The sequence below is a fragment of the Modestobacter caceresii genome, from assembly GCF_000761485.1.
Taxonomy (GTDB): Bacteria; Actinomycetota; Actinomycetes; order Mycobacteriales; family Geodermatophilaceae; genus Modestobacter; species Modestobacter caceresii.
This window is the reverse complement of the sequence record NZ_JPMX01000022.1, coordinates 17936-38983: the sequence shown is the minus strand read 5'-3', so window position 1 is coordinate 38983 and position 21048 is coordinate 17936. Positions and strand designations below refer to the sequence as shown.

Below are 21048 nucleotides of genomic sequence, written 5' to 3'. Positions count from 1 at the left end.
GAGCCGCCCCGGCGACCGTCGAACCGCGTCATGCCCCGGCTCACCCGACGGGGACGCGGCTCACCCTCGGTCGCCGTCGCCGGCCGGTCCCGCTCAGCGGGGACCGGCCGGTGCGGTCACCGGCGGGCGGAGGCTGCGGCGTAGAGCGCGATCCCGGCCGCGACGCTGACGTTCAGCGACTCGGTGTCCTTGGTGATCGGGATGGACAGGACGACGTCGCAGCGCTCCCGGACCAGCCGGGACAGCCCGGTGCCCTCGGCTCCGACGACCAGAGCGATCGGGTCGGCGAAGCCGTCGTACTCGTGGATGCCCATGTCGCCGTCGGCAGCCAGGCCGACGGTCTGCAGGCCCGCCTCCTGGTAGGAGGCCAGGCTGCGACCCAGGTTGACGGCTCGGGCCACCCGCAGCCGGGCCGCCGCGCCGGCGCTGGTGCGCCAGGCCGAGCCGGTCATGCCCACCGCGCGGCGCTCGGGCACGACGAGACCGTGGGCGTCGAAGGCCGCGGCCGAGCGGATGACCGCGCCCAGGTTGCGCGGGTCGGTGACGCCGTCCAGCGCCACGATCAGCGGCGGGCGGCCGGAGTCGCGGGCGATGTCGAGCAGGTCGTCCGGGTGCGCGTAGTCGTAGGGCGGCACCATCAGGCCGATGCCCTGGTGCAGCGCGTGGTCGCTCATCCGGTCGAACTCGGCCTTGCCCACCTCGAGCAGCGGCAGCCCGCGGTCGGCGGCCAGCTGCACCGACTCGGCGATCCGCTCGTCGGTCCCGCCGCGGCTCGTGTCACCGGTGACGACGTAGAGCGCCGTCGCCGGGATGCTGGCCCGCAGCGCCTCCAGCACCGGGTTGCGGCCCAGCAGCAGCTCAGGGGCCTCGGCATTGCGCCGCTGCACCCGCTGCCGGTTGTCCTGGCGCGCCGCGGCGGCCTTCGCCGCCTTGTACGCAGGGTGGTGCGGCCGCTCCGTGGCCTTCGGGGTGGCGCCCCGCCCGGCCAGCGACCGGCGGTTCTTGCCGCCGGTGCCGGACGTCGCGGTCTTCTTGCCGGCGCCGGCCGAGCGGCCGCGCCGTTGACTGTTGCCGGCCATCAGGTCAGCTCCCATCGTGTGCCCTGGGGGGTGTCCTCGACCTGCACGCCCAGGGCGCCGAGCTGGTTCCGGATCGCGTCAGCTGACGCGTAGTCCTTGCGGGCCCGGGCCGCGGTGCGCTGCTCCAGCGCGAGCGCGACCAGGCCGTCGGTGACCTCGGCCAGGCGGCGGTCGCCGCCGGCGTCGGCCCACTGCGGGTCGAGCGGGTCGAGACCGAGCACCCCCAGCATCGCCCGCACCGCGCCCAGCGCGGCGGCGAGCGCCTCGGCGTCGTCGGCGGCCAGCGCGCTGTTGCCCTGGGTGACGACCTCGTGGACCACCGCGACGGCGGCGGGCGTGCTCAGGTCGTCGTCCAGGGCGGCGGTGAACTCGGGAGGCAGCACCGGCTTCCCGGCGTCCTCCCCCACCACCTCGGCCGCGCGCCGGACGAAGGACTCCAGCCGCCGGTAGGCGACCCCCGCCTCCTCCAGCGCCGGCTCGGTGAACTCGATCGTGCTGCGGTAGTGCGGGGCCACGAGGTAGTAGCGGAGCTCCACCGGGCGCACGCGCTGGACGACCTCGTCGACCAGCGCGGTGTTGCCCAGCGACTTGCTCATCTTCTCGCCGCCCATGGTGACCCAGCCGTTGTGCAGCCAGTACCGGGCGAACCCGTCACCGGCGGCCTGCGACTGGGCCCGCTCGTTCTCGTGGTGCGGGAAGCGCAGGTCCAGCCCACCACCGTGGACGTCGAACTCCGCGCCGAGGTACTTCTCGGCCATCGCCGAGCACTCCAGGTGCCAGCCCGGACGCCCGCGGCCCCAAGGGGTGGGCCAGGAGGCCGTGGCGGGGTCGCCGTCCTTGGCCGACTTCCACAGCGCGAAGTCTCGGGGGTCGCGCTTGCGCTCGTCGGTCTCGGTGTCCGCAGCCGGCTGCAGGTCGCCCAGCTTCTGGCCGGTCAGCTCGCCGTAGCCGGGGAAGGAACGGACGTCGAAGTAGACGTCGCCGTCGACGTCGTAGGCGTGCCCGCCGGCGATGAGCCGCTCGATCAGCTCGACCATCTCCGGCACGTGCCCGGTGGCCCGCGGCTCGTAGGTGGGCGGCAGCGTGCCCAACACGTCGTACGCGCGGGTGGCGGCGCGCTCGTTCTCGTACGCCCAGGCCCACCACGGGACGCCGGCCGCTGCGGCCTTGGTGAGGATCTTGTCGTCGACGTCGGTGACGTTGCGGACGTAGGTGACCTCGTCGCCCTGGTGCAGCAGCCAGCGGCGCAGCACGTCGAAGGCGAGCGCGAACCGGACGTGGCCGATGTGCGGCGGGCCCTGCACGGTGAGCCCGCAGACGTACATGGAGACCCGTCCTGCACGCAGGGGCGTGAAGTCGCGCACGGCACGCGCGGCCGTGTCGTACAGGCGGAGGCTCACCGGGTGGATTCTACGGGCGCGGTGGACGTGCTCCGGACCACCAGCGCGGTGGCCACCGCGGCCCGCCCCTCGCCACGGCCGGTGAGGCCCAGCCCGTCGGTCGTGGTGGCGGTGACGCTGACCGGCGCACCGAGGGCCGCAGAGAGCGCCGCCTCCGCCTCCGCGCGGCGGGGACCGACCTTGGGCGTGCTGCCGATCAGCTGCACCGAGGCGTTGCCGACCTGCCAGCCGGCCGCGGTGAGCACCTCGCGGACGTGCTCCAGCACGGCGGCACCACGGGCGCCTGCCCAGCGAGGGTCGTCGGTGCCCAGCAGCCCACCGATGTCACCGAGGCCGGCGGCCGACAGCACGGCGTCGGTCAGGGCGTGGGCGACGACGTCGCCGTCGGAGTGACCCGCGCAGCCATCGACGCCCGGCCACTCCAGCCCGGCGAGCCAGCACGGGCGCCCGGCCTCGATCGGGTGCACGTCGGTGCCGATGCCGACGCGGGGCAGCTCCGGGTTCACCGGGGCCACTCGGTCTGCAGTTCGGCCATCCGCAGGTCGTGCGCGACGGTGATCTTGGCTGCGCGCTCGTCACCGGCCACGGTCTGCACCGGGATCCCCGCGGCCCGGACCACCGAGGCGTCGTCGGTGAACTCGGCCGCGGTGCCGTGCGCGTGGGCGTAGGCGGCCACCAGGGTGGCCCGGTCGAAGCCCTGCGGGGTCTGCACCCGGCGCAGCGGGGCGCGGGGCACGTCGGCGGTCACCACCCCGTCGCCGTCCACGACCACGGTGGTGTCCACGACGGGCAGCACCGGGACGACGGCGCGGGCGCCCGCGGCCAGGGCGGCCAGCACCCGGGCGACGACGTCGGGCGGGGTCAGCGGCCGCGCCGCGTCGTGGACCAGCACCGCGTCGGCGTGCTCACGGGCGGCGCCGAGGGCGGCCCGGACCGACGCCGTGCGGGTGTCCCCGCCGACGACGACGTGCACGTCGTCCGGGAGGACGGCGGTGAAGGCCGCCTGCTGCGGCGCCGGGACGGCGACCACCACCTGCTCGACCCCGCCGGCACGCAGCGACTCGACCGCCCAGCAGACCAGCGGCCGGCCCCCGAGGTGCACCAGGGCCTTGGGCAGCTCTGCCCCCAGACGCAGACCACTCCCGGCCGCTGCGACGATGCCGACAGCGTGCACGGGAGCGGTCTGGGTGTCTCTGGGATGGTGCGAGCGGCTCAGGAAGCCCTGCTCACGATGCGAGGACCTCGTCGAGGAGGACCTCGGCCTTGTCCTCGTTGGTGCCCTCGGCGAGCGCGAGCTCGCTGACCAGGATCTGCCGCGCCTTGGAGAGCATGCGCTTCTCGCCGGCGGACAGGCCACGGTCCTTGTCACGACGCCAGAGGTCACGCACGACCTCGGCGACCTTGTTCACGTCACCGGAGGCCAGCTTCTCGAGGTTGGCCTTGTAGCGCCGCGACCAGTTGGTCGGCTCCTCGGTGTGCGGCGCCCGCAACACCTCGAAGACCTTGTTCAGGCCCTCCTGGCCGACGACGTCGCGGACACCGACGATCTCGGCGTTGTCGGCCGGCACGCGGACGGTCAGGTCGCCCTGGGCGACCTTCAGCACGAGGTACGACTTCTCGACGCCCTTGATGGTGCGCTGCTCGATCGCCTCGATGAGCGCCGCGCCGTGGTGCGGGTAGACAACGGTCTCGCCAACAGTGAAGCCCATGTGTATGTGACCCCTTTCGCTCACCCCAGGTTAGCACGAGAGGATGCGGTCCGGCTCGGCAGAGTGCTACAAAAGTGCTGGTCAGCGGCGTGACCGAGGTCGGCACGGGGTTGACAGGGAGGTGGTCGGTGTGCAGTCGGAGGGTGCCGTACGCCGCTCCGGCGGGCTCACGATCGCCGCGGCGATGGCCCGCGCGACCCACTTCGAACCGACGCTGGCGGTCACCACGGTCGCCGTCCTGCTCGCCGTCGCCGCCGACGTCCCCGCCGGCCGGACCGTGCTGGTCGGGGTCGCGGTGCTGGCCGGGCAGGCCGCCATCGGCTGGTGCAACGACTGGCTGGACGCCGACCGGGACCTCGCCGTCGGCCGGACCGACAAGCCCGTCGTCCAAGGGCTGCTGACCCCGGCGCTGCTGCGCCGGGCCACGGCCGTCGCCGTCGCCGTCGCCGTCGTCACGTCCCTGGCGCTGGGCGTCGTGCCCGGGCTCCTGCTCCTGGTGCTGGTCGCCAGCGGGCTGGCCTACGACGCCGGCCTCAAGCGCACCGCACTGTCCCCGCTCCCCTACCTGACCGGCTTCGGCGCGCTGCCCGCCGGCGTGGTCGCCGCGGCGCCGGGCGGCCCCGGAGCACCGTGGTGGCTGATCGCGGCCGGGGCAGCGCTCGGCGGCGCCGCGCACGTCGCCAACGTGGCGCCCGACGTCGACGACGACCTGGCCACCGGCGTCCGCGGTCTGCCGCACCGGGTGGGGGCGGTGCCCTCCGCGATCGCCGGCGCCGTGCTGCTCGGTGGCGCCACCCTGCTGCTGGTGCTGGGGCCGCCCGGTCCGCCGGGCCCGCTCGGCTGGCTGGCCTGCGCCGTCGCCGCGCCGGCCGTGGTCGCCGCCGCCCTCGCCGGCAGCCCCCGCGCTCGCCGGCTCGCCTTCCCGGCGGTGCTGCTGCTGACCGTGCTCGACGTCGCCCTGCTGCTGGCCGGCGGGGCGGCGATCACCTGAGGAGGGCCCTCCTGCCCCACCGGGCCACTGCCGCGCTCAGCGCGGGTCGGTGCCCCGGTCCCGCTCCTGCTCCACGACGGCGTCCAGGTCCTTGAGCCGCCCCAGACCGGACAACGGCTGACGCATCCGCCGGTTCTCGGCCAGCCGCTCCCGGTTCCGCTCCAGGAACGCCCAGTACCCGGCGGTGAACGGGCAGGCGTCCGCACCGAGGCGCTTCTTCGGATCGTACCGGCAGCTGCCGCAGTAGTCGCTCATCCGGTTGATGTACGCACCGCCCGCGGCGTAGGGCTTGGTCGCCAGCACGCCGCCGTCGGCGTGCTGGCTCATCCCGACGACGTTGGCGACCATCACCCAGTCGTAGCCGTCGACGAAGACCCGGTGGAACCAGTCGGTCATCGCCAGCGGCTCGATCCCGCGCTGCAGCGCGTAGTTGCCCAGCACCATCAGCCGCGGGATGTGGTGCACCCAGCCGCGCTCGCGCACGTCCCGGACCACGGAGGACAGGCAGTTGGCCCCCACGGCCTCGGCGTCCAGGTCACCCAGCCAGGGCGGCACCTCCTCGTGGGCGGCCAGCGCGTTGCCGTGCCGGTAGTCGCGCCCGAGCTGCCAGTAGAGGTGCCAGATCCAGTCCCGCCAGCCCATCACCTGCCGGACGAACCCCTCGACCGAGTTCAGCGGCAGCGGGTCGCCGGCGGCCACCGAGTCGCGGTACGCCTGCTCGGCCCGGGCGACGACGTCGGCCGGGTCGGCGAGTCCCAGGTTCAGCGACGCCGACAGCATCGAGTGGGCCAGCCACGGGTCACCGGCCAGCATCGCGTCCTCGTGCGGGCCGAACGCGTGCAGCCGGTGGGTGAGGAAGTCCTGGAGCCGTTCCTCGGTCTCGGCGTGCGTGACCGGGAAGAGCCGTGGGCCGTCGTCCCCGACGAAGGCGACGTCGCCGTCGGCCGCCCAGCGGTCCAGGTCGGCGCGCACCTGCTCGTCGATCTCGTCCTCGACGGGCAGCCACGGCGGCGGGACGTCCACCCGCCCGTCGGCCGGTGCCGGCTCGCGGTTCTCGTGGTCGAGGTTCCAGGTGCCACCGGCCGGCTCCGCCCCGTCCATCAGGACGTCGTGCACCCGCCGGGCCACCCGGTAGAAGTCGTCCATCAGCAGGCGCTGCCGGGAACGGCCCTCCGCCCAGCGGCGGAAGTCGGCCTGCCGGGTCACGAAGCCCCGGGCCTCCAGCACCGTGACGCCGGGACGGCGGAGCACGAAGTCGCGCGCCGGCCAGGTGGTCGGCGCACACACCGACAGGGGCTCCCGGACCCGGTCCAGCGCCTCGGCGTAGCTGTCGGTCTGCAGGGAGATCGCCTGGTCGCCGAGCTCGGCCGCACGGTGCCGGAGGGCCGACAGCAGCAGGTGCGCCTTCTGCCGGTGGAAGCGGCGGCGGCGGAAGACGCCCCGCGACTCGACGAGCAGCACGGGCTGGTCCGGCGCGTCGAGGAAGTGCGGCCCGAGCTGGTCGGCGAAGCACCAGCGGCGGGTGTCCGGCGCCTGAGCTGGGAAGTCGGCGAGCGCGGGGTCGCCGGACCCCGGGAGGTAGCCCACGCCACCTGCCGCCATGCCCCTCACCTCCCAGCGGACATCCTGGGGTGCCGGTTACGCTCAGCGCGACTCGTGCCACCGGCGTCCTCGGTGGCCGACACGTCTCTGGAGGTCGACGCTGTGAACCGCGCACCGCGCGCTGCCGTGATGGGCGCCCTGCTGCTCACCCCGATCGCGCTCACCGCCTGCAGCGCCGGTCAGGTCACGCAGACCTCGACCCAGGAGCCGAACGTGGGCAACCAGGCCGACCTGGAGGACGTGACGCTGCGGGCGCTCTCGCTGCCCTACCCGACCGGTGGGCAGTACACCAGCGGGAGCGACGCCCGACTGGTCGGCGCCATCGCCAGCACGGGCCGCGAGGAGGACACCCTCGTGTCGATCGAGGGCGATGCCTTCGACAGCGTCGAGGTGATCGACCCGGACGCTGCCGAACTGGCCGCCGACACCAGCGGCTCCGCCGACCTGGGCCTCACCGTCCCGCCGAACGGCATCCTCTACCTGAGCAGCGGCAACGGGCCCACGGTCGCGCTCGTGGGCCTCACCGAGGCCATCGGGCCGGGCGAGTTCATCGACGTGACCTTCACCTTCGAGGAGGCGGGCGAGATCACCGTCCCGGTCCCCGTCGGGGTGCCCACCCGCGACCTCCCGCGCGGTGAGGAGTTCGACTTCCACGGCGAGGAAGAGGTCGCCGGCGAGGAGGGCACCGTCGAGGAGAACTCCGGCCAGGAGGCCCGCGAGCAGGAGTCGGCCGACGAGGAGGGCTGACCCACGCCCCTCCCGGGACTGTCGTACCCCGCCGTCACCATGACGGCGTGCCAGCATCCGGTGTGAAGTCCTCCCGTCCCGCCCACCGCTGTTCCGAGTGCGGCTACGCCTCGGCGAAGTGGGTCGGCCGCTGCCCGGAGTGCCAGGCCTGGGGCAGCGTGCAGGAGGTCGGCACCGTCGGCTCCCCGCTGCGCGCCGTCTCCGCCGGCCCGGTCAGCGCCAAGGCGCGCCCGATCGGCCAGGTGGAGCTCGCCGGCGCCCGCGCCGTGCCCACGGGCATCACCGAGTTCGACCGTGTCCTCGGCGGCGGCCTGGTGCCCGGCGCGGTGCTGCTGGTGGCCGGCGAGCCGGGCGTCGGCAAGTCCACGCTGCTGCTGGAGGTCGCCCACCGGGTGGCCGCGGCCAACGGGCCGACCCTGGTCGTCTCCGGCGAGGAGTCCGCGGCGCAGGTCCGGCTGCGGGCCGAGCGGATCGGTGCCCTGCACGACCAGCTCTACCTGGCTGCGGAGACCGAGCTGTCCGCGGTGCTCGCCCACGTGGAGGACGTGAGCCCCACCCTGCTCGTGCTCGACAGCGTGCAGACCGTCCGGTCCCCCGCCGTCGACGGCACCGACGGTGGCGCCACCCAGGTGCGCGCGGTGGCCAGCGCCCTCAGCGCGGTGGCCAGGGCCCGCAACATGACCACGATCCTGGTCGGCCACGTCACCAAGGACGGCGCGATCGCCGGGCCGCGGGCACTCGAGCACCTGGTCGACGTGGTGGTCTCCTTCGACGGCGAACGCCACTCGACGCTGCGCCTGGTGCGAGCCACCAAGAACCGGTTCGGCCCGGCCGACGAGATCGGCTGCTTCGAGATCGGCGACGGTGGTGTCGTCGGCGTCCCCGACCCCTCGCACCTGTTCGTCTCCCGGCGGTCCGCACCGGTGCCCGGCAGCTGCGTCACGGTGACGATGGAGGGCAGCCGGCCGTTGCTCGCCGAGGTGCAGGCCCTGGTGGCGACCGCCGGCGGCGGCGGTTCACCACGCCGTGCGGTCAGCGGGTTGGACTCCCAGCGGGTCGCCATGATCAACGCCGTGGTGGAGCGGCGCGGTGGGGTCCGGCTGGCCGACGCCGACGTCTTCGCCGCCTCCGTCGGGGGCGTGCGGATCGCCGAACCCGCCGCCGACCTGGCGCTGGCCCTCGCGATCGCCTCCGCCTCGAAGGACCGGCCGCTGCCCGCCGGCCTCGTCGCCATCGGTGAGGTCGGCCTGTCCGGCGAGATCCGGCGGGTGGGGGGCACCGGGCGGCGGCTGGCCGAGGCGGCACGACAGGGGTACACCGCCGCGCTGGTGCCGGTGGACTCCGGTCCCGCGCCCCAGGGGCTCCGGCTGATCGAGGTGCCCGACCTGGGAGCGGCCTTCACCCGGCTGTGGTGACGCAGCGCGACCGCCACCGGGTGAACGCCCTGACGGGGGACCCGTGGTGACCGACCTCGCCCCTCCGCCCCGTAGGATCAGCCGCCGTACCGCCCGACCGTCAGGAGCGTTCGTGTCCCCCGCTGTGGACCCCGAGGCCGCGTTGCGGGAACTGCTCGGCCGCATCGCCCCCGGTACCGCCCTCCGGGACGGTTTGGAGCGGATCCTGGCCGGCCGTACCGGAGCACTGATCGTCCTGGGCTACGACCGCGTCGTCGAGTCCCTCTGCACCGGCGGCTTCGCCCTGGACGTCGCACTGTCGGCCACCCGGCTCCGGGAGCTGGCCAAGATGGACGGCGCGGTGATCGTCTCCTACGACGGCACCCGGATCGTCCGGGCCGGTGTCCACCTGATGCCCGACCCGACGATCCCCACCGAGGAGTCCGGCACCCGGCACCGCACCGCCGAGCGCGTGGCACTGCAGACCGGGTTCCCGGTCATCTCCGTGAGCCAGTCGATGCACATCATCTCGGTCTACGTGGCCGGCCGCCGGTACACCCTCGAGCACCCCACGACCATCCTGGCGCGGGCCAACCAGGCCCTCGCCGCCCTGGAGCGCTACAAGCTCCGGCTCGACGAGGTCGCGAGCACGCTGTCCGCACTGGAGATCGAGGACCTCGTCACGGTCCGTGACGCGATGAGCGTCAGCCAGCGCCTGGAGATGGTGCGGCGGATCGCCGACGAGATCGAGGGCTTCGTCGTGGAGCTGGGCACCGACGGCCGGCTGCTGGCCCTGCAGCTGGACGAGATGCTCGCCGGCGTCGAGGAGGACCGCGGCCTGCTGGTCCGCGACTACCTCCCCAGCGTCCGTCGGAACCGCACCGGCGAGGAGGTGCTCGCCGACCTGCGCGCGCTGACGGCCACCGAGCTGCTCGACCTCTCCGCCGTCGCCCGCTGCTACGGCCTGCCGACCTCCCCCGATGCGCTGGACTCCCCGGTCAGCCCGCGCGGCTACCGGCTGCTGGCCCGGGTCCCCCGGCTGCCGGCGGGCATCATCGACCGGCTGGTGGCGCACTTCGGCGGGTTGCAGAAGCTGCTCGCCGCCACCATCGAGGACCTGCTGGCCGTGGAGGGCGTCGGTGAGGCGCGGGCGCGCGGCATCCGCGAGGGGCTGTCCCGGCTCGCCGAGACGTCCATCCTCGACCGCTACAGCTGATCGGCCCCGTCCCGAGGCTCGTCCCGAGCTTGCGAGGGATGAGGAGGACGGGGTCCTTTTGCCAACGCTTGCAAGCTCGCATCGGGCCTCTGCAGCGGGGCCGTACGGGCCTGCGGCCCGTCAGGTCAGGTCAGGTCAGGGTGAAGGCGGCGTCGGGGCTGGTCGCCGTGTCCAACCGGCCGCGCAGCCGGTAGTCCCCCGGTGCGGGCTGCACGCGCTCCGCGGTGCACCCTGGCGTGCTGCTCAGCCCACCCCACAGCACCGGGAACACCACGGACTCCCCCGGCTGCAGCGTCCGCGGGTCCGTCGTCGTCTCCGGGAAGCAGTCGTTGCTCCCCCACACCCGGGTGCCCGATGCGTCGACCATCACGATCTCCTGCAGCCCCTTGTCCAGCGCACGGACACAGGAGACCTGCGAGACGTTGGTGACCACCAGGTCGAACGTCGGCTTGCTGCCGACCGGGCTGCTGGCCGGGGTCGGCCGCACCTCGACGCCGATCATGTCGTTGCTGCAGGGTCCGCCGTCCACGGGCAGCGCCTCGGCCGGCGGCTCCTCGTCCGCCGGCTCGCCGTCCTGCCGCTCCGCGTCCTGCGGTTCCTCGGCGGGCTCGGCCGTCGGGAGCTGCACCGCCGCCAGCGACGGCACGACCTGGTCCAGGGCCGGCGCGGGTACCGACTCATCGCCCGCGGCGGTGAGCACGGTGTCCTCGTCCGGCGACCCGGTGGCCACCGCGACCCCCAGCCAGCCGCCGCCACCGAGCACGCCCACCGCGCACCCGAGGACCAGCAGACGCCGTCGCCAGTAGACGACAGCGGGCAACGGGCCGACCGGGTGCAGCACGTCGGCGACGCTAACCGGCGAGCCGGTCGCCGACAGCGCGCCACGCCCTGACCGGAGGGGGCCCATCGCCCCGGCGCGGCCCCGGGCCACGGTCCACCCGGCGGGTGGTGACGGAGGGTGCTGGCTCGGTTCGTCTGCAACTCCGACGGCAGGGTCCGTGGGGGCCCAGGCACACTGGATCCCCGTGAGCACCACCTCGCCCGGCGCCGCACGCCACCAGCCCGCCCCCGCCGGAGAGGCCGTCGGCGACGTCCTCGTGGACTGGTACGCCGGCGCCGCCCGGGACCTGCCGTGGCGCGCCCCCGGCACCGACCCGTGGGCGGTGCTGGTCAGCGAGGTCATGCTCCAGCAGACGCCGGTGCGCCGGGTGGAGCCGGTCTGGCGCGAGTGGCTGGCCCGCTGGCCCGCTGCCGCGGACCTGGCGGCAGCCAGCCCGGCCGAGGTGATCCGGGCCTGGGGCAAGCTCGGCTACCCGCGGCGGGCCCTGCGCCTGCGGGAGGCCGCCGTCGCCATCAACGAACGCCACGGTGGCGCGGTGCCCGCCGACGTCGCCGAGCTCGAGGCGCTCCCGGGCATCGGCACGTACACCGCCCGGGCGGTCGCCTGCTTCGGCCACGGCAGCCGCCAGCCGGTGGTCGACACCAACGTCCGACGGGTCGTCGCACGGCTGGTGCACGGACGCGCCGAGGCGGCGCCCGCCCGGGCGACGGACCTGACCGACATCGCCGAGCTGGCGCCGGCCGACGACGCCCGCGCGGTGCGGTTCTCCGTGGCCGTCATGGAGCTCGGTGCGCTCGTCTGCGTCGCCGGCAGCCCTCGCTGTGGCGCCTGTCCCGTCTCCGACCGGTGCGCGTGGCGGATGGCCGGTTCGCCGGCGTACGACGGCCCCCCGCGGCGGGTGCAGGCGTTCGCCGGCACCGACCGCCAGGTGCGAGGTCGACTGCTCGACGTGCTGCGGGCCGCACCGGAGCCGGTCGAGGCCGATGCACTGACGCCGGCGTGGGACGACGCCGTCCAGCGCTCGCGCTGCCTGGACTCGCTGTTGGTGGACGGGCTGGTCGAGCAGACCCCGGACGGCCGCTTCTCCCTCCCCGGCTGAGGCCTCCCCCGGTGAGCTGACCGCCAGCGGGGTCGCCCGGACCGGACGGACGACGAGGGGCCGCCCCCCGCGGATGCGGAGGACGGCCCCTGTCAGGACCCCGTCAGCGGACGGGGTCGTCGATCACTCGGCCTGAGCGGCCGCCGGACCCTCGTCCTCGCCGTCGGCGCCCGTGAGGGCGACCGGCGGGGTGTCGGGCATGTCGATCGGCTTGGCCTCACCGCGGAAGGTGAAGCGCGAGGCCGTCGGGTCGGCGTCCTCCTCGACGTCCACCACGATGATCTGCCCGGAGGCGATCTCGCCGTAGAGGATCTTCTCCGAAAGCGTGTCCTCGATCTCGCGCTGGATGGTGCGGCGCAACGGCCGCGCACCCAGCACCGGGTCGAAGCCTCGGGCCGCGAGCAGCTTCTTCGCCGCCGGCGTGACCTCCAGCGACATGTCCTTGTTCGACAGCTGCGTCTCCAGCCGGGCGAGCATGAGGTCCACGATGTGGACGATCTCGTCCTCGGTGAGCTGGTGGAACACGACGATGTCGTCGATGCGGTTGAGGAACTCCGGCCGGAAGTGCTGCTTGAGCTCCTCGTTGACCTTGAGCTTCATCCGCTCGTAGTTGCTGGTGCTGTCGTTCCCGGCCTGGAAGCCGAGGCCGACGGCCTTGGAGATGTCCCGCGTCCCGAGGTTCGTGGTCAGGATCAGGATCGTGTTCTTGAAGTCCACGATCCGGCCCTGGCCGTCGGTCAGCCGGCCGTCCTCCAGCACCTGCAGCAGCGTGTTGAAGACATCGGCGTGCGCCTTCTCGATCTCGTCGAAGAGGACCACCGAGAACGGCTTGCGCCGCACCTTCTCGGTCAGCTGGCCACCCTCGTCGTAACCGACGTAGCCGGGAGGGGCACCGACGAGCCGCGACACGGTGAACTTGTCGTGGAACTCGCCCATGTCGATCTGGATGAGGGCGTCGTCCTCGCCGAAGAGGAACTGCGCGAGCGCCTTGGCCAGCTCGGTCTTACCGACACCCGAGGGGCCGGCGAAGATGAACGAGCCACCGGGACGACGGGGGTCCTTGAGGCCCGCCCGCGTGCGCCGGATCGCCTGGCTGACGCTCTTGATGGCCTCTTCCTGGCCGATGATCCGCTTGTGGAGCTCGTCCTCCATGCGGAGCAGCCGGGTGGTCTCCTCCTCGGTCAGCTTGAAGACCGGGATGCCCGTCCAGTTGGCGAGGACCTCGGCGATCTGCTCGTCGTCGACCTCGGCGACGACGTCCATGTCACCGGCCTTCCACTGCTTCTCGCGCTCGGCCTTCTCGCCCAGCAGCTGCTTCTCCTTGTCGCGGAGAGAGGCGGCCTTCTCGAAGTCCTGCCCGTCGATGGCCGACTCCTTCTCGCGGCGGATGGCCGCGATCCGGTCGTCGAACTCGCGCAGGTCCGGCGGGGCGGTCATCCGCTTGATCCGCATCCGGGCGCCGGCCTCGTCGATCAGGTCGATCGCCTTGTCCGGGAGGAAGCGGTCGGAGATGTACCGGTCGGCCAGCGTCGCGGCGGCGACCAGCGCGCCGTCGGTGATGCTGATCCGGTGGTGCGCCTCGTAGCGGTCCCGCAGGCCCTTGAGGATCTCGATGGTGTGGGCGAGGGTCGGCTCGCTGACCTGGATGGGCTGGAAGCGGCGCTCGAGAGCGGCGTCCTTCTCCAGGTGCTTGCGGTACTCGTCCAGCGTGGTGGCACCGATGGTCTGCAGCTCACCACGGGCCAGCATCGGCTTGAGGATGCTGGCTGCGTCGATCGCGCCCTCGGCAGCGCCCGCCCCGACGAGGGTGTGGATCTCGTCGATGAACAGGATGATGTCGCCGCGGGTGCGGATCTCCTTGAGGACCTTCTTCAGCCGCTCCTCGAAGTCACCGCGGTAGCGGGAACCGGCGACCAGCGCGCCCAGGTCGAGGGTGTAGAGCTGCTTGTCCTTCAGCGTCTCGGGCACCTCGCCCTTGACGATGGCCTGCGCCAGGCCCTCGACGGCCGCCGTCTTGCCGACGCCGGGCTCGCCGATCAGGACCGGGTTGTTCTTGGTGCGGCGGGACAGCACCTGCATGACCCGCTCGATCTCCTTGGCCCGGCCGATGACCGGGTCGAGCTTGCCGTCGCGGGCGGCCTGGGTCAGGTTGCGGCCGAACTGGTCGAGGACCAGCGAGGTCGACGGGGTGCCCTCGGCGGGCCCGCCGGCGGCGGCCGGCTCCTTGCCCTGGTAGCCGCTCAGCAGCTGGATGACCTGCTGGCGCACGCGGTTGAGGTCGGCGCCGAGCTTCACCAGGACCTGGGCGGCGACGCCCTCGCCCTCGCGGATCAGGCCGAGCAGGATGTGCTCGGTGCCGATGTAGTTGTGGCCGAGCTGCAGCGCCTCGCGCAGCGACAGCTCCAGGACCTTCTTGGCGCGCGGGGTGAAGGGGATGTGGCCGGACGGGGCCTGCTGGCCCTGCCCGATGATCTCCTCGACCTGCTGACGGACGCCCTCCAGCGAGATGCCGAGGGACTCCAGCGCCTTGGCGGCGACACCCTCACCCTCGTGGATCAGACCCAGGAGGATGTGCTCGGTGCCGATGTAGTTGTGGTTGAGCATCCGGGCCTCTTCTTGGGCCAGGACGACCACCCGACGGGCTCGGTCGGTGAACCGTTCGAACATCTGCTGTATCTCCCTCTGACCGGCTGGACCTGCTGTGCTCGTGTCCCCGGCAGGGGACGGTGGACACCCGACGTACGTCGGCGCGCTGGGGCACCGGTCGTTCCACTGTAGTTCGCACCACCCGATCGGCGTCGAGACCAGGCCGTCGGACCTCTCGGGGGGCTCGATGGAGACAACTGTCGTCCCAGGAGTGGTGTTCCGCCGCGGTTACGCCATGAGCGGACGCACGACGGCCCGGCACCTCGATGAGGTGCCGGGCCGAAGGTGACTCGCTGGAACGGCCCCCTCGCAGGGTCCCACCACGAGCCTGCGAGTGGTGGGGGGCGAGGGGGTCCTTCGATCAGTGGGCGGCTTCGAAGGCCTCGACGACGCTGGCCGGGATGCGGCCGCGGTCGCTGACCTGGTGGCCGTTGCTGCGGGCCCAGTCGCGGATCGCGCCGGCCTGCTCACGGTCCATCCGGCCGCCGCCACCGGTGGCGCGCGACCGGCCTGCGCCCGAGGCCCGGGTGCCACGGCTGCTCACCTTGCGGGCGGCCGCGACGTACTTGCCGAACACGTCGCGCATCTCCGCGGCGTTCTTGTCCGACAGGTCGATCTCGTACGTCGTCCCGTCGAGGGCGAACGTGACCGTCTCGTCAGCAGAGATGCTGTCGTCGAGGTCGTCGCTCAGGATCACCTGGACCTTACGTGCCATTGTCTGTTCTCTCCTGTTGCTGCGGGGTCGTGGACTGTCGTCACTGCTCCCCCGTGATCGACGACCCCATTGCACCACGAACAGTGGCATTCATGCCAATTCCGGGGCATTCTCCTGGTAAATGCCCCGGACAGGTGAGTCATTGATGGAGTGGGCGCACCAAAGGGAACAGGATCGTCTCCCTGATCCCCAATCCGGTGAGCGTCATCATCAGCCGGTCCATGCCGAAACCGAGACCGCCGGTGGGCGGCATCCCGTACTCCAGCGCCTCGAGGAAGTCCTCGTCCAGCGCCATCGCCTCCGGGTCCCCGGCGGCGGCCAACAGTGCCTGGGCGGTGAACCGCTCCCGCTGGACGACCGGGTCCACCAGTTCCGAGTAGGCGGTGCCCTGTTCGATCCCGCCGATGTAGAGGTCCCACTTCTCCGCCTTGCCCGGCTCGGACCGGTGGGCGCGGGTGAGCGGTGAGGTGTCCAGCGGGTAGTCGATGACGAACGTCGGCGACTGCAGCCGGTCCTGGACGAGCGCCTCGAAGACCTCCTCGACCACCTTCCCGGGCAGCCAGGCAGGGTCGACGCCGATGTCGTGCCGTTCGGCGATGGCGCGCAACTGCTGCACCGGCGTCTCCGGGGTGATCTCCTCACCGACCGCATCGGAGACCGCGGTGTAGAGCGACAGTTGCGGCCACTCACCCGAGAGGTCGAGTTCGGTGCCGTCGTGGTGCCGGGCGACGTGGTCGCCGAAGAGCGCCGTGCTGCACTCCTGCACCAGTTCCTGGGTCATCCGGGCCATTTCCTGGTAATCCCAGTACGCGGCGTAGGCCTCGAGCATCGCGAACTCCGGGGAGTGCGAGGAGTCAGCGCCCTCGTTCCGGAAGTTGCGGTTGATCTCGAAGACCCGGTCCAGCCCGCCGACGATGCAGCGCTTGAGGAACAACTCGGGGGCGATGCGCAGGTAGAGGTCCAGGTCGAAGGCGTTCATGTGCGTGCGGAACGGCCGGGCGGCGGCGCCGCCGTGCACGGTCTGCAGCATCGGCGTCTCGACCTCGAGGAACCGACGGGTCGTCAGACCGGAGCGCAACGTGCTCATCACGGTGGACCGCTGGTGCACCGTGCGACGCGCCTCGTCGCGGACGATCAGGTCCACGTAGCGGCGGCGGACGCGCAGCTCCTCGCTCATCGGCTTGTGCGCCACCGGCAGCGGGCGCAGCGCCTTGGCGGCCAGCTGCCAGGAGTCGGCGAAGACCGACAGCTCCCCGCGCCGCGACGTCCCGACCTCGCCGGTGACCAGCACGTGGTCACCGAGGTCGACGTCGGCCTTCCACGCGGCGAGGGGCTCCTCACCGACCCGGTCACGGGAGAGCATGACCTGCAGCTCGGTGTCGCCCTCGCGCAGCGTCGCGAAGCACAGCTTGCCGGTGTTGCGGGAGAAGATGACCCGCCCGGTGACGCCGACCTGCTCGCCGGTCATCGTGTCCGGCTCCAGGTCGGGGTGCGCAGCGCGCACCTCCGCGAGGGTGGTGGTGCGGGCGACGGTGACCGGGTAGGGATCCACGCCGGCCTCGCGCAGCCGGTCGAGCTTGGCCCGCCGGACCCGCAGCTGCTCGGGCAGTTCGTCCTCGGGCGGGCCGGGGGGTTCCTCACTCACGGGCACAGAGCCTACGGGCGGCCGGACGACGTCCCGCCACCGCTGGCCCCGCTGGACGACTGGTGCCGTTCGAAGGCCAGCCGCAGGCCGTGCACGGTGAGATCGGGCTCACGCTCCCCGATGGATCGGCAGCTGTCGACGAGCAGCCGGTGCAGTCCCCCGGTCGCCACCACCACCGGGGCGGCACCGAACTGTGCGACCAGTTCGGCGGCGATCCGGGCGACCAGTCCGTCGACCAGCCCGGCGAAGCCGAGGACCATCCCGGACTGCAGGGCGGCGACGGTGTTCTTCCCGATCGCCTGGGTCGGGACGGTGAGCTCCACCGAGCGCAGCTGTGCGGCGCGGGAGGCCAGCGCGTCCAGGCTCACCTCGACGCCGGGGGCGAGCGCGCCGCCGAGGAACTGCCCCTCCGGGCCCACGGCGTCGACGGTGGTGGAGGTGCCGAAGTCGACGACCACGACCGGCCGGCCCGTGCCGTCGGGACGGCGGCCGTACAGCTCGTGGGCGGCGAGTGCGGTGACCACCCGATCAGCCCCCACCTCGCGCGGGTTGTCCACGTGCAGCGGCACCCCGGTGCGCACGCCCGGCCCGATCAGCGTGACCGGGACGGCGAGCCGGTCCAGCAGCTGCCGCAGTGCCGGCAGCTGCGCGGGCACGGTGGAGCAGACCGCGACCCCGGTGACCACGGTGTCGCGCAGCAGCCCGCGCCACAGCATGTGCAGTTCGTCGGCGGTGGCCCGCGGCTGCGTCGTCACCCGCCAGCAGTCGAGCCGCCGGGCGCCGTCGAAGGTGGCCAGCACCGTCTGACTGTTGCCGACGTCGACGGTGAGCAGCACGTCAGCCGGCCCGCAGGTCGAGGGCGAGGTCGAGGATCGGCGAGGAGTGGGTCAGCGCGCCGACGGAGAGGTAGTCGATGCCCGTGTCGGCCACCTCCCGCGCGACGTCGAGGGTGAGCCCGCCGGTGGCCTCCAGGTCGACGTCCAGATCGCCCACCAGCGCCACCGCCTGCCGCAGCTGGTCGGGGGTCATGTTGTCCAGCAGCAGGAAGTCGGCGCCGGCGTCCAACGCCTCGCCGACCTGTTCCAGGGTGTCGCACTCGACCTGCACGGTGATCCGGGGCGCACGCTCCCGGACCAGCGTGACGGCGGCGGCCACCGACCCGGCCGCGGCGACGTGGTTGTCCTTCACCATCGCCACGTCGTAGAGGCCCATCCGCTTGTTCGACCCGCCGCCGCAGCGCACCGCGTACTTCTCCAGCGGCCGCAGCCCCGGGGTGGTCTTGCGGGTGTCCAGCACGACCGCGCCGGTGCCGGCGACGGCGTCGACCCAGGTGCGGGTGGCGGTGGCGATGCCGCTGGCCCGGCTGGCGATGTTCAGCGCGCTGCGCTCGGCGGCCAGCAGCGCCCGCACCGGGCCGCGCACGGTGAGCAGCACGTCGCCGCGGCGCACCCGGTCACCGTCGGCCGCACCGGCGGTGAGCGTCGCCCCGGGCGCCAGCCGGGTGAACACGCGGGCCGCCAGCGGCAGCCCGGCGACCACGCCGTCGGCCCGGGCGACGAGGTCCGCCGTCCCGAACTGGGTGCCGGGGACGGTCGCGGCACTGGTCACGTCGTAGCCGACGGCGACGTCGGGGGCGCTGGGCAGCGGGGCACCGCCGGTCAGGTCCTCGGTCAGGGTGCGCTCGACGAGCTCGGCGACCCAGGCGGCGCTCAGACCGGTGGCGGTCAGGTCGGTGGGGTCGGCGGGCAGGGCGCGGGCAGCCGGGGTGGTCACCGCGCCATGCTCGCTCACCACGTCATCGCCTCGCTCCGCTCGGGTGGCTCGTTCCGCTCCTCGCTCGCTGGCGCTCGCTGCGATGCTCGCTCACCAGTCCACCGCCACGGGCGTGCCCACCGGGCGGCGGGTGAGCCGGACCCGCCCGTCGTCGTCCAGTCGCACGTCCACGTGCACCTGCCAGTCCTCGACCGCCTCGGGGTGGTCCTCCCGCCAGTGGCAGCCGCGGGTCTCCTCGCGCGCGGTGGCCGCGGCGGTGATCGCGGTGGCGACGGTGAGCAGGTCGGTGGTCTCCCAGCCGGGCACCCCGGGGACGGCGGTGGTCCACTCCCCCAGCGCCGCCAGCTGCCCGGCGGCCTCGGCCAGCCCCGGGCCGCTGCGCACCGCGCCGACCCGCGCCGACATCGCCGTGGTCAGCGGCCCGCGGGCGGCGACGTCGACCAGCCCGGCCGGCCGCGGGTCCACCGGTCCCGCAGCAGCGGGCACCGGCAGCTCGCGGGCCAGCGCGTCGCCGATCCGCGCGGCGAAGACCAGCCCCTCCAGCAGGGAGTTCGACGCCAGCCGGTTGGCCCCGTGGACCCCGGTGCAGGCGACCTCGCCGCAGGCGTAGAGGCCGGGCACGGTGGTCCGCCCGGACAGGTCGGTGGCCAGCCCACCGGAGGCGTAGTGCGCGGCCGGGGTGACCGGCACCAGGTCGGTCACCGGGTCGATGCCGGCCTCCCGGCAGCGGGCCACGATGGTCGGGAAGCGCTCGGCGAGCCCGGGGAGGCCGACGGCGTCGAGCCAGACGTGGTCGACGCCGTCGCGCAGCTGCACCCGGGTGATCGCCTTGGCCACCACGTCGCGGGGGGCCAGCTCGGCGAGCGGGTGCACGCCGGGCATGAACCGCTCCCCGGCGCCGTCGCGCAGCACCGCGCCCTCGCCCCGCAGCGCCTCGGAGACCAGCGGCTGCTGTCCCCGGGCGTCCGGGCCCAGGTAGAGGGCGGTGGGGTGGAACTGGACGAACTCCAGGTCGGTCGCGACCGCCCCGGCCCGCAGGCCCAGGGCCACGCCGTCGCCGGTGGAGACGCCCGGGTTGGTGGTGGCGGCGTACACCTGGCCCATCCCGCCGGTGGCGAGCACCACGGCCCGTGCCCGCACCGCGCCCACGCCGTCCGCGCTGCCCTCGCCGAGCACGTGCAGGGTGACGCCGGCGGCGCGACCGTCGGCGTCCCGCAGCAGGTCCAGCACCATCGCGTGCTCGACGAGCGTCACCCCGGGGTCGGCGGCCACCGCGTCGCGCAGCGCCCGCTGGACCTCCGCCCCGGTGGCGTCGCCGCCGGCGTGCACGATCCGGTCGGTGGAGTGGCCGCCCTCCCGGGTCAGCAGCAGCCGGCCGGTCGGGCCCCGGTCGAACGCGGCCCCCCAGCTGATCAGCTGGTGCAGCCGCTCTGGCCCCTCGGTGACCAGCGCCCGGACGGCGTCCGGGTCGCAGAGCCCCACCCCGGCCACCTCGGTGTCCCGGGCGTGCGCGGCCGGGGTGTCGGCCGGGTCGAGGACGGCGGCGATCCCGCCCTGCGCCCAGCGGGTCGAGCCGTCGTCCACCTCGACCTTGGTGACGACGGCGACCGACAGCCCGGCGGCGCGGGCGTGCAGCGCCACGCAGAGCCCGGCGACTCCGGACCCGACCACGCAGACGTCGGCGGTCAGCTCCCACCCCGGGGCGGGGGCACGCAGCCGCCGCGGCAGCCCCGGGCCGACGTCCGCAGAAATGGCCATTTCTGCGGCTCGGGTCACCGGACCGGGACGCCGAGCGGGCTGCGCTGCTGGTCCGTCGCCCCCGGGACCGGGGCCGAGGGGTCGGCGCCCAGCTCGACGACGCGGTTGTCGGCGTCGACGTGCACGACCGCGGGCAGGTAGGACTTGGCCTCGGACTCGTCCATCAGGCCGTAGCTGATCAGGATCACCAGGTCGCCGGGGTGCACCAGGTGCGCCGCGGCACCGTTGATGCCCAGCACGCCGGTGCCGCGCTCGCCGGGGATGACGTAGGTCTCCAGCCGGGCGCCGTTGGTGACGTCCACGATCGCCACCTGCTCACCGGCCAGCAGGTCGGCGGCGTCCATCAGGTCCTCGTCGACGGTGACCGACCCGACGTAGTGCAGGTCGGCCTGGGTCACCGTGGCCCGGTGGATCTTGCTCTTCAGCATGGTGC

19 protein-coding genes are annotated in these 21048 nt (G+C 73.6%); 5 read left to right on the top strand and 14 right to left on the bottom strand.

Features of this window, described 5'->3' with window-relative positions:
- Positions 1 to 116: 116 nt before the first annotated feature.
- From rlmB to IN07_RS06860, 5 genes are read right to left on the bottom strand one after another with little or no spacing between them, the layout of a single operon-like run.
- Entirely contained in the window at positions 117 to 1079 is a 963-nt protein-coding gene (rlmB, locus tag IN07_RS06880; RefSeq protein WP_036334613.1) for a 23S rRNA (guanosine(2251)-2'-O)-methyltransferase RlmB, read from the bottom strand.
- Positions 1079 to 2479: a cysteine--tRNA ligase gene (gene cysS / locus IN07_RS06875; protein WP_036334611.1), complete on the bottom strand. Its 1401-nt coding sequence runs from the start codon at positions 2477 to 2479 to the stop codon at positions 1079 to 1081. Before cysS ends, rlmB begins: the two co-directional genes overlap by 1 nt.
- On the bottom strand, positions 2476 to 2985 hold the full coding sequence (ispF, locus tag IN07_RS06870; RefSeq protein ID WP_036334641.1) for a 2-C-methyl-D-erythritol 2,4-cyclodiphosphate synthase: 510 nt from the start codon (positions 2983 to 2985) through the stop codon (positions 2476 to 2478). Before ispF ends, cysS begins: the two co-directional genes overlap by 4 nt.
- Positions 2982 to 3653, bottom strand: a complete 672-nt coding sequence (gene ispD / locus IN07_RS06865; RefSeq protein ID WP_036334609.1) for a 2-C-methyl-D-erythritol 4-phosphate cytidylyltransferase — start codon at positions 3651 to 3653, stop codon at positions 2982 to 2984. The genes ispF and ispD overlap by 4 nt, the downstream gene beginning before the upstream one ends.
- Positions 3654 to 3705: 52 nt before the next feature.
- Positions 3706 to 4188 carry a CarD family transcriptional regulator gene (locus IN07_RS06860; RefSeq protein ID WP_036334607.1) on the bottom strand — a complete coding sequence of 161 codons (483 nt, stop codon included), beginning with the start codon at positions 4186 to 4188 and terminating at the stop codon, positions 3706 to 3708.
- A 130-nt stretch (positions 4189 to 4318) separates the two neighbouring features.
- On the opposite strand from IN07_RS06860, the gene IN07_RS06855 reads away from it, so the two are divergent.
- Positions 4319 to 5179: a UbiA family prenyltransferase gene (locus tag IN07_RS06855; RefSeq protein ID WP_231558030.1), complete on the top strand. Its 861-nt coding sequence runs from the start codon at positions 4319 to 4321 to the stop codon at positions 5177 to 5179.
- A gap of 36 nt (positions 5180 to 5215) precedes the next feature.
- On the opposite strand, the gene IN07_RS06850 is transcribed toward IN07_RS06855, so the two are convergent.
- Positions 5216 to 6781, bottom strand: a complete 1566-nt coding sequence (locus IN07_RS06850) for a cryptochrome/photolyase family protein (protein ID WP_036334606.1) — start codon at positions 6779 to 6781, stop codon at positions 5216 to 5218.
- Between the two features lie 102 nt (positions 6782 to 6883).
- Between IN07_RS06850 and IN07_RS06845 the strand changes: the two genes are divergently transcribed.
- From IN07_RS06845 to disA, 3 genes are all read left to right on the top strand, one after another.
- Positions 6884 to 7528, top strand: coding sequence for a copper chaperone PCu(A)C (locus IN07_RS06845; protein ID WP_036334604.1), 645 nt, complete (start codon positions 6884 to 6886; stop codon positions 7526 to 7528).
- A 47-nt stretch (positions 7529 to 7575) separates the two neighbouring features.
- Positions 7576 to 8943, top strand: coding sequence for a DNA repair protein RadA (gene radA, locus IN07_RS06840; RefSeq protein WP_036334602.1), 1368 nt, complete (start codon positions 7576 to 7578; stop codon positions 8941 to 8943).
- A gap of 112 nt (positions 8944 to 9055) precedes the next feature.
- Positions 9056 to 10138: a DNA integrity scanning diadenylate cyclase DisA gene (gene disA / locus IN07_RS06835; RefSeq protein WP_036334601.1), complete on the top strand. Its 1083-nt coding sequence runs from the start codon at positions 9056 to 9058 to the stop codon at positions 10136 to 10138.
- A 130-nt stretch (positions 10139 to 10268) separates the two neighbouring features.
- Here disA and IN07_RS06830 read toward each other — a convergent pair whose 3' ends face one another.
- Complete coding sequence (locus IN07_RS06830) at positions 10269 to 10979, bottom strand: hypothetical protein (RefSeq protein ID WP_036334638.1); 711 nt, start codon at positions 10977 to 10979, stop codon at positions 10269 to 10271.
- A gap of 184 nt (positions 10980 to 11163) precedes the next feature.
- Between IN07_RS06830 and IN07_RS06825 the strand changes: the two genes are divergently transcribed.
- A complete protein-coding gene (locus IN07_RS06825) occupies positions 11164 to 12078 on the top strand; it encodes an HhH-GPD family protein (protein WP_081975242.1) in 915 nt (304 codons plus the stop codon).
- A 123-nt stretch (positions 12079 to 12201) separates the two neighbouring features.
- On the opposite strand, the gene IN07_RS06820 is transcribed toward IN07_RS06825, so the two are convergent.
- The 7 genes from IN07_RS06820 to panD all read right to left on the bottom strand — a co-directional run bounded on the left by IN07_RS06820 (position 12202) and on the right by panD (position 21043).
- The gene (locus tag IN07_RS06820) at positions 12202 to 14745 is read right to left on the bottom strand and encodes an ATP-dependent Clp protease ATP-binding subunit (protein WP_036334600.1); all 2544 of its coding nucleotides are present in this window, start codon (positions 14743 to 14745) and stop codon (positions 12202 to 12204) included.
- Positions 14746 to 15085: 340 nt separating this feature from the next.
- Positions 15086 to 15439, bottom strand: a complete 354-nt coding sequence (locus IN07_RS06815; protein WP_036334599.1) for a histone-like nucleoid-structuring protein Lsr2 — start codon at positions 15437 to 15439, stop codon at positions 15086 to 15088.
- A 139-nt stretch (positions 15440 to 15578) separates the two neighbouring features.
- Entirely contained in the window at positions 15579 to 17084 is a 1506-nt protein-coding gene (gene lysS / locus IN07_RS06810; protein ID WP_036334598.1) for a lysine--tRNA ligase, read from the bottom strand.
- Positions 17085 to 17095: 11 nt separating this feature from the next.
- Positions 17096 to 17920 (bottom strand): type III pantothenate kinase, encoded by an 825-nt coding sequence (locus IN07_RS06805; RefSeq protein ID WP_036334596.1) that lies wholly within the window; start codon positions 17918 to 17920, stop codon positions 17096 to 17098.
- Position 17921: 1 nt separating this feature from the next.
- Complete coding sequence (gene nadC / locus IN07_RS06800) at positions 17922 to 18857, bottom strand: carboxylating nicotinate-nucleotide diphosphorylase (RefSeq protein WP_036334634.1); 936 nt, start codon at positions 18855 to 18857, stop codon at positions 17922 to 17924.
- Positions 18858 to 18947: 90 nt separating this feature from the next.
- Positions 18948 to 20615 (bottom strand): L-aspartate oxidase, encoded by a 1668-nt coding sequence (locus IN07_RS06795; RefSeq protein ID WP_036334594.1) that lies wholly within the window; start codon positions 20613 to 20615, stop codon positions 18948 to 18950.
- Positions 20616 to 20629: 14 nt separating this feature from the next.
- The gene (gene panD, locus IN07_RS06790) at positions 20630 to 21043 is read right to left on the bottom strand and encodes an aspartate 1-decarboxylase (protein WP_269429949.1); all 414 of its coding nucleotides are present in this window, start codon (positions 21041 to 21043) and stop codon (positions 20630 to 20632) included.
- Between the last annotated feature and the right edge of the window lie 5 nt (positions 21044 to 21048).

Excerpts from the sequence above, each read along its gene's own strand:
- rlmB (WP_036334613.1), bottom strand. The coding sequence starts at position 1,079 with ATGGCCGGCAACAGTCAACGGCGCGGCCGCTCGGCCGGCGCCGGCAAG.
- IN07_RS06860 (WP_036334607.1), bottom strand. The coding sequence starts at position 4,188 with ATGGGCTTCACTGTTGGCGAGACCGTTGTCTACCCGCACCACGGCGCG.
- IN07_RS06850 (WP_036334606.1), bottom strand. The coding sequence starts at position 6,781 with ATGGCGGCAGGTGGCGTGGGCTACCTCCCGGGGTCCGGCGACCCCGCG.
- IN07_RS06820 (WP_036334600.1), bottom strand. The coding sequence starts at position 14,745 with ATGTTCGAACGGTTCACCGACCGAGCCCGTCGGGTGGTCGTCCTGGCC.
- IN07_RS06815 (WP_036334599.1), bottom strand. The coding sequence starts at position 15,439 with ATGGCACGTAAGGTCCAGGTGATCCTGAGCGACGACCTCGACGACAGC.
- IN07_RS06795 (WP_036334594.1), bottom strand. The coding sequence starts at position 20,615 with ATGGCCATTTCTGCGGACGTCGGCCCGGGGCTGCCGCGGCGGCTGCGT.
- panD (WP_269429949.1), bottom strand. The coding sequence starts at position 21,043 with ATGCTGAAGAGCAAGATCCACCGGGCCACGGTGACCCAGGCCGACCTG.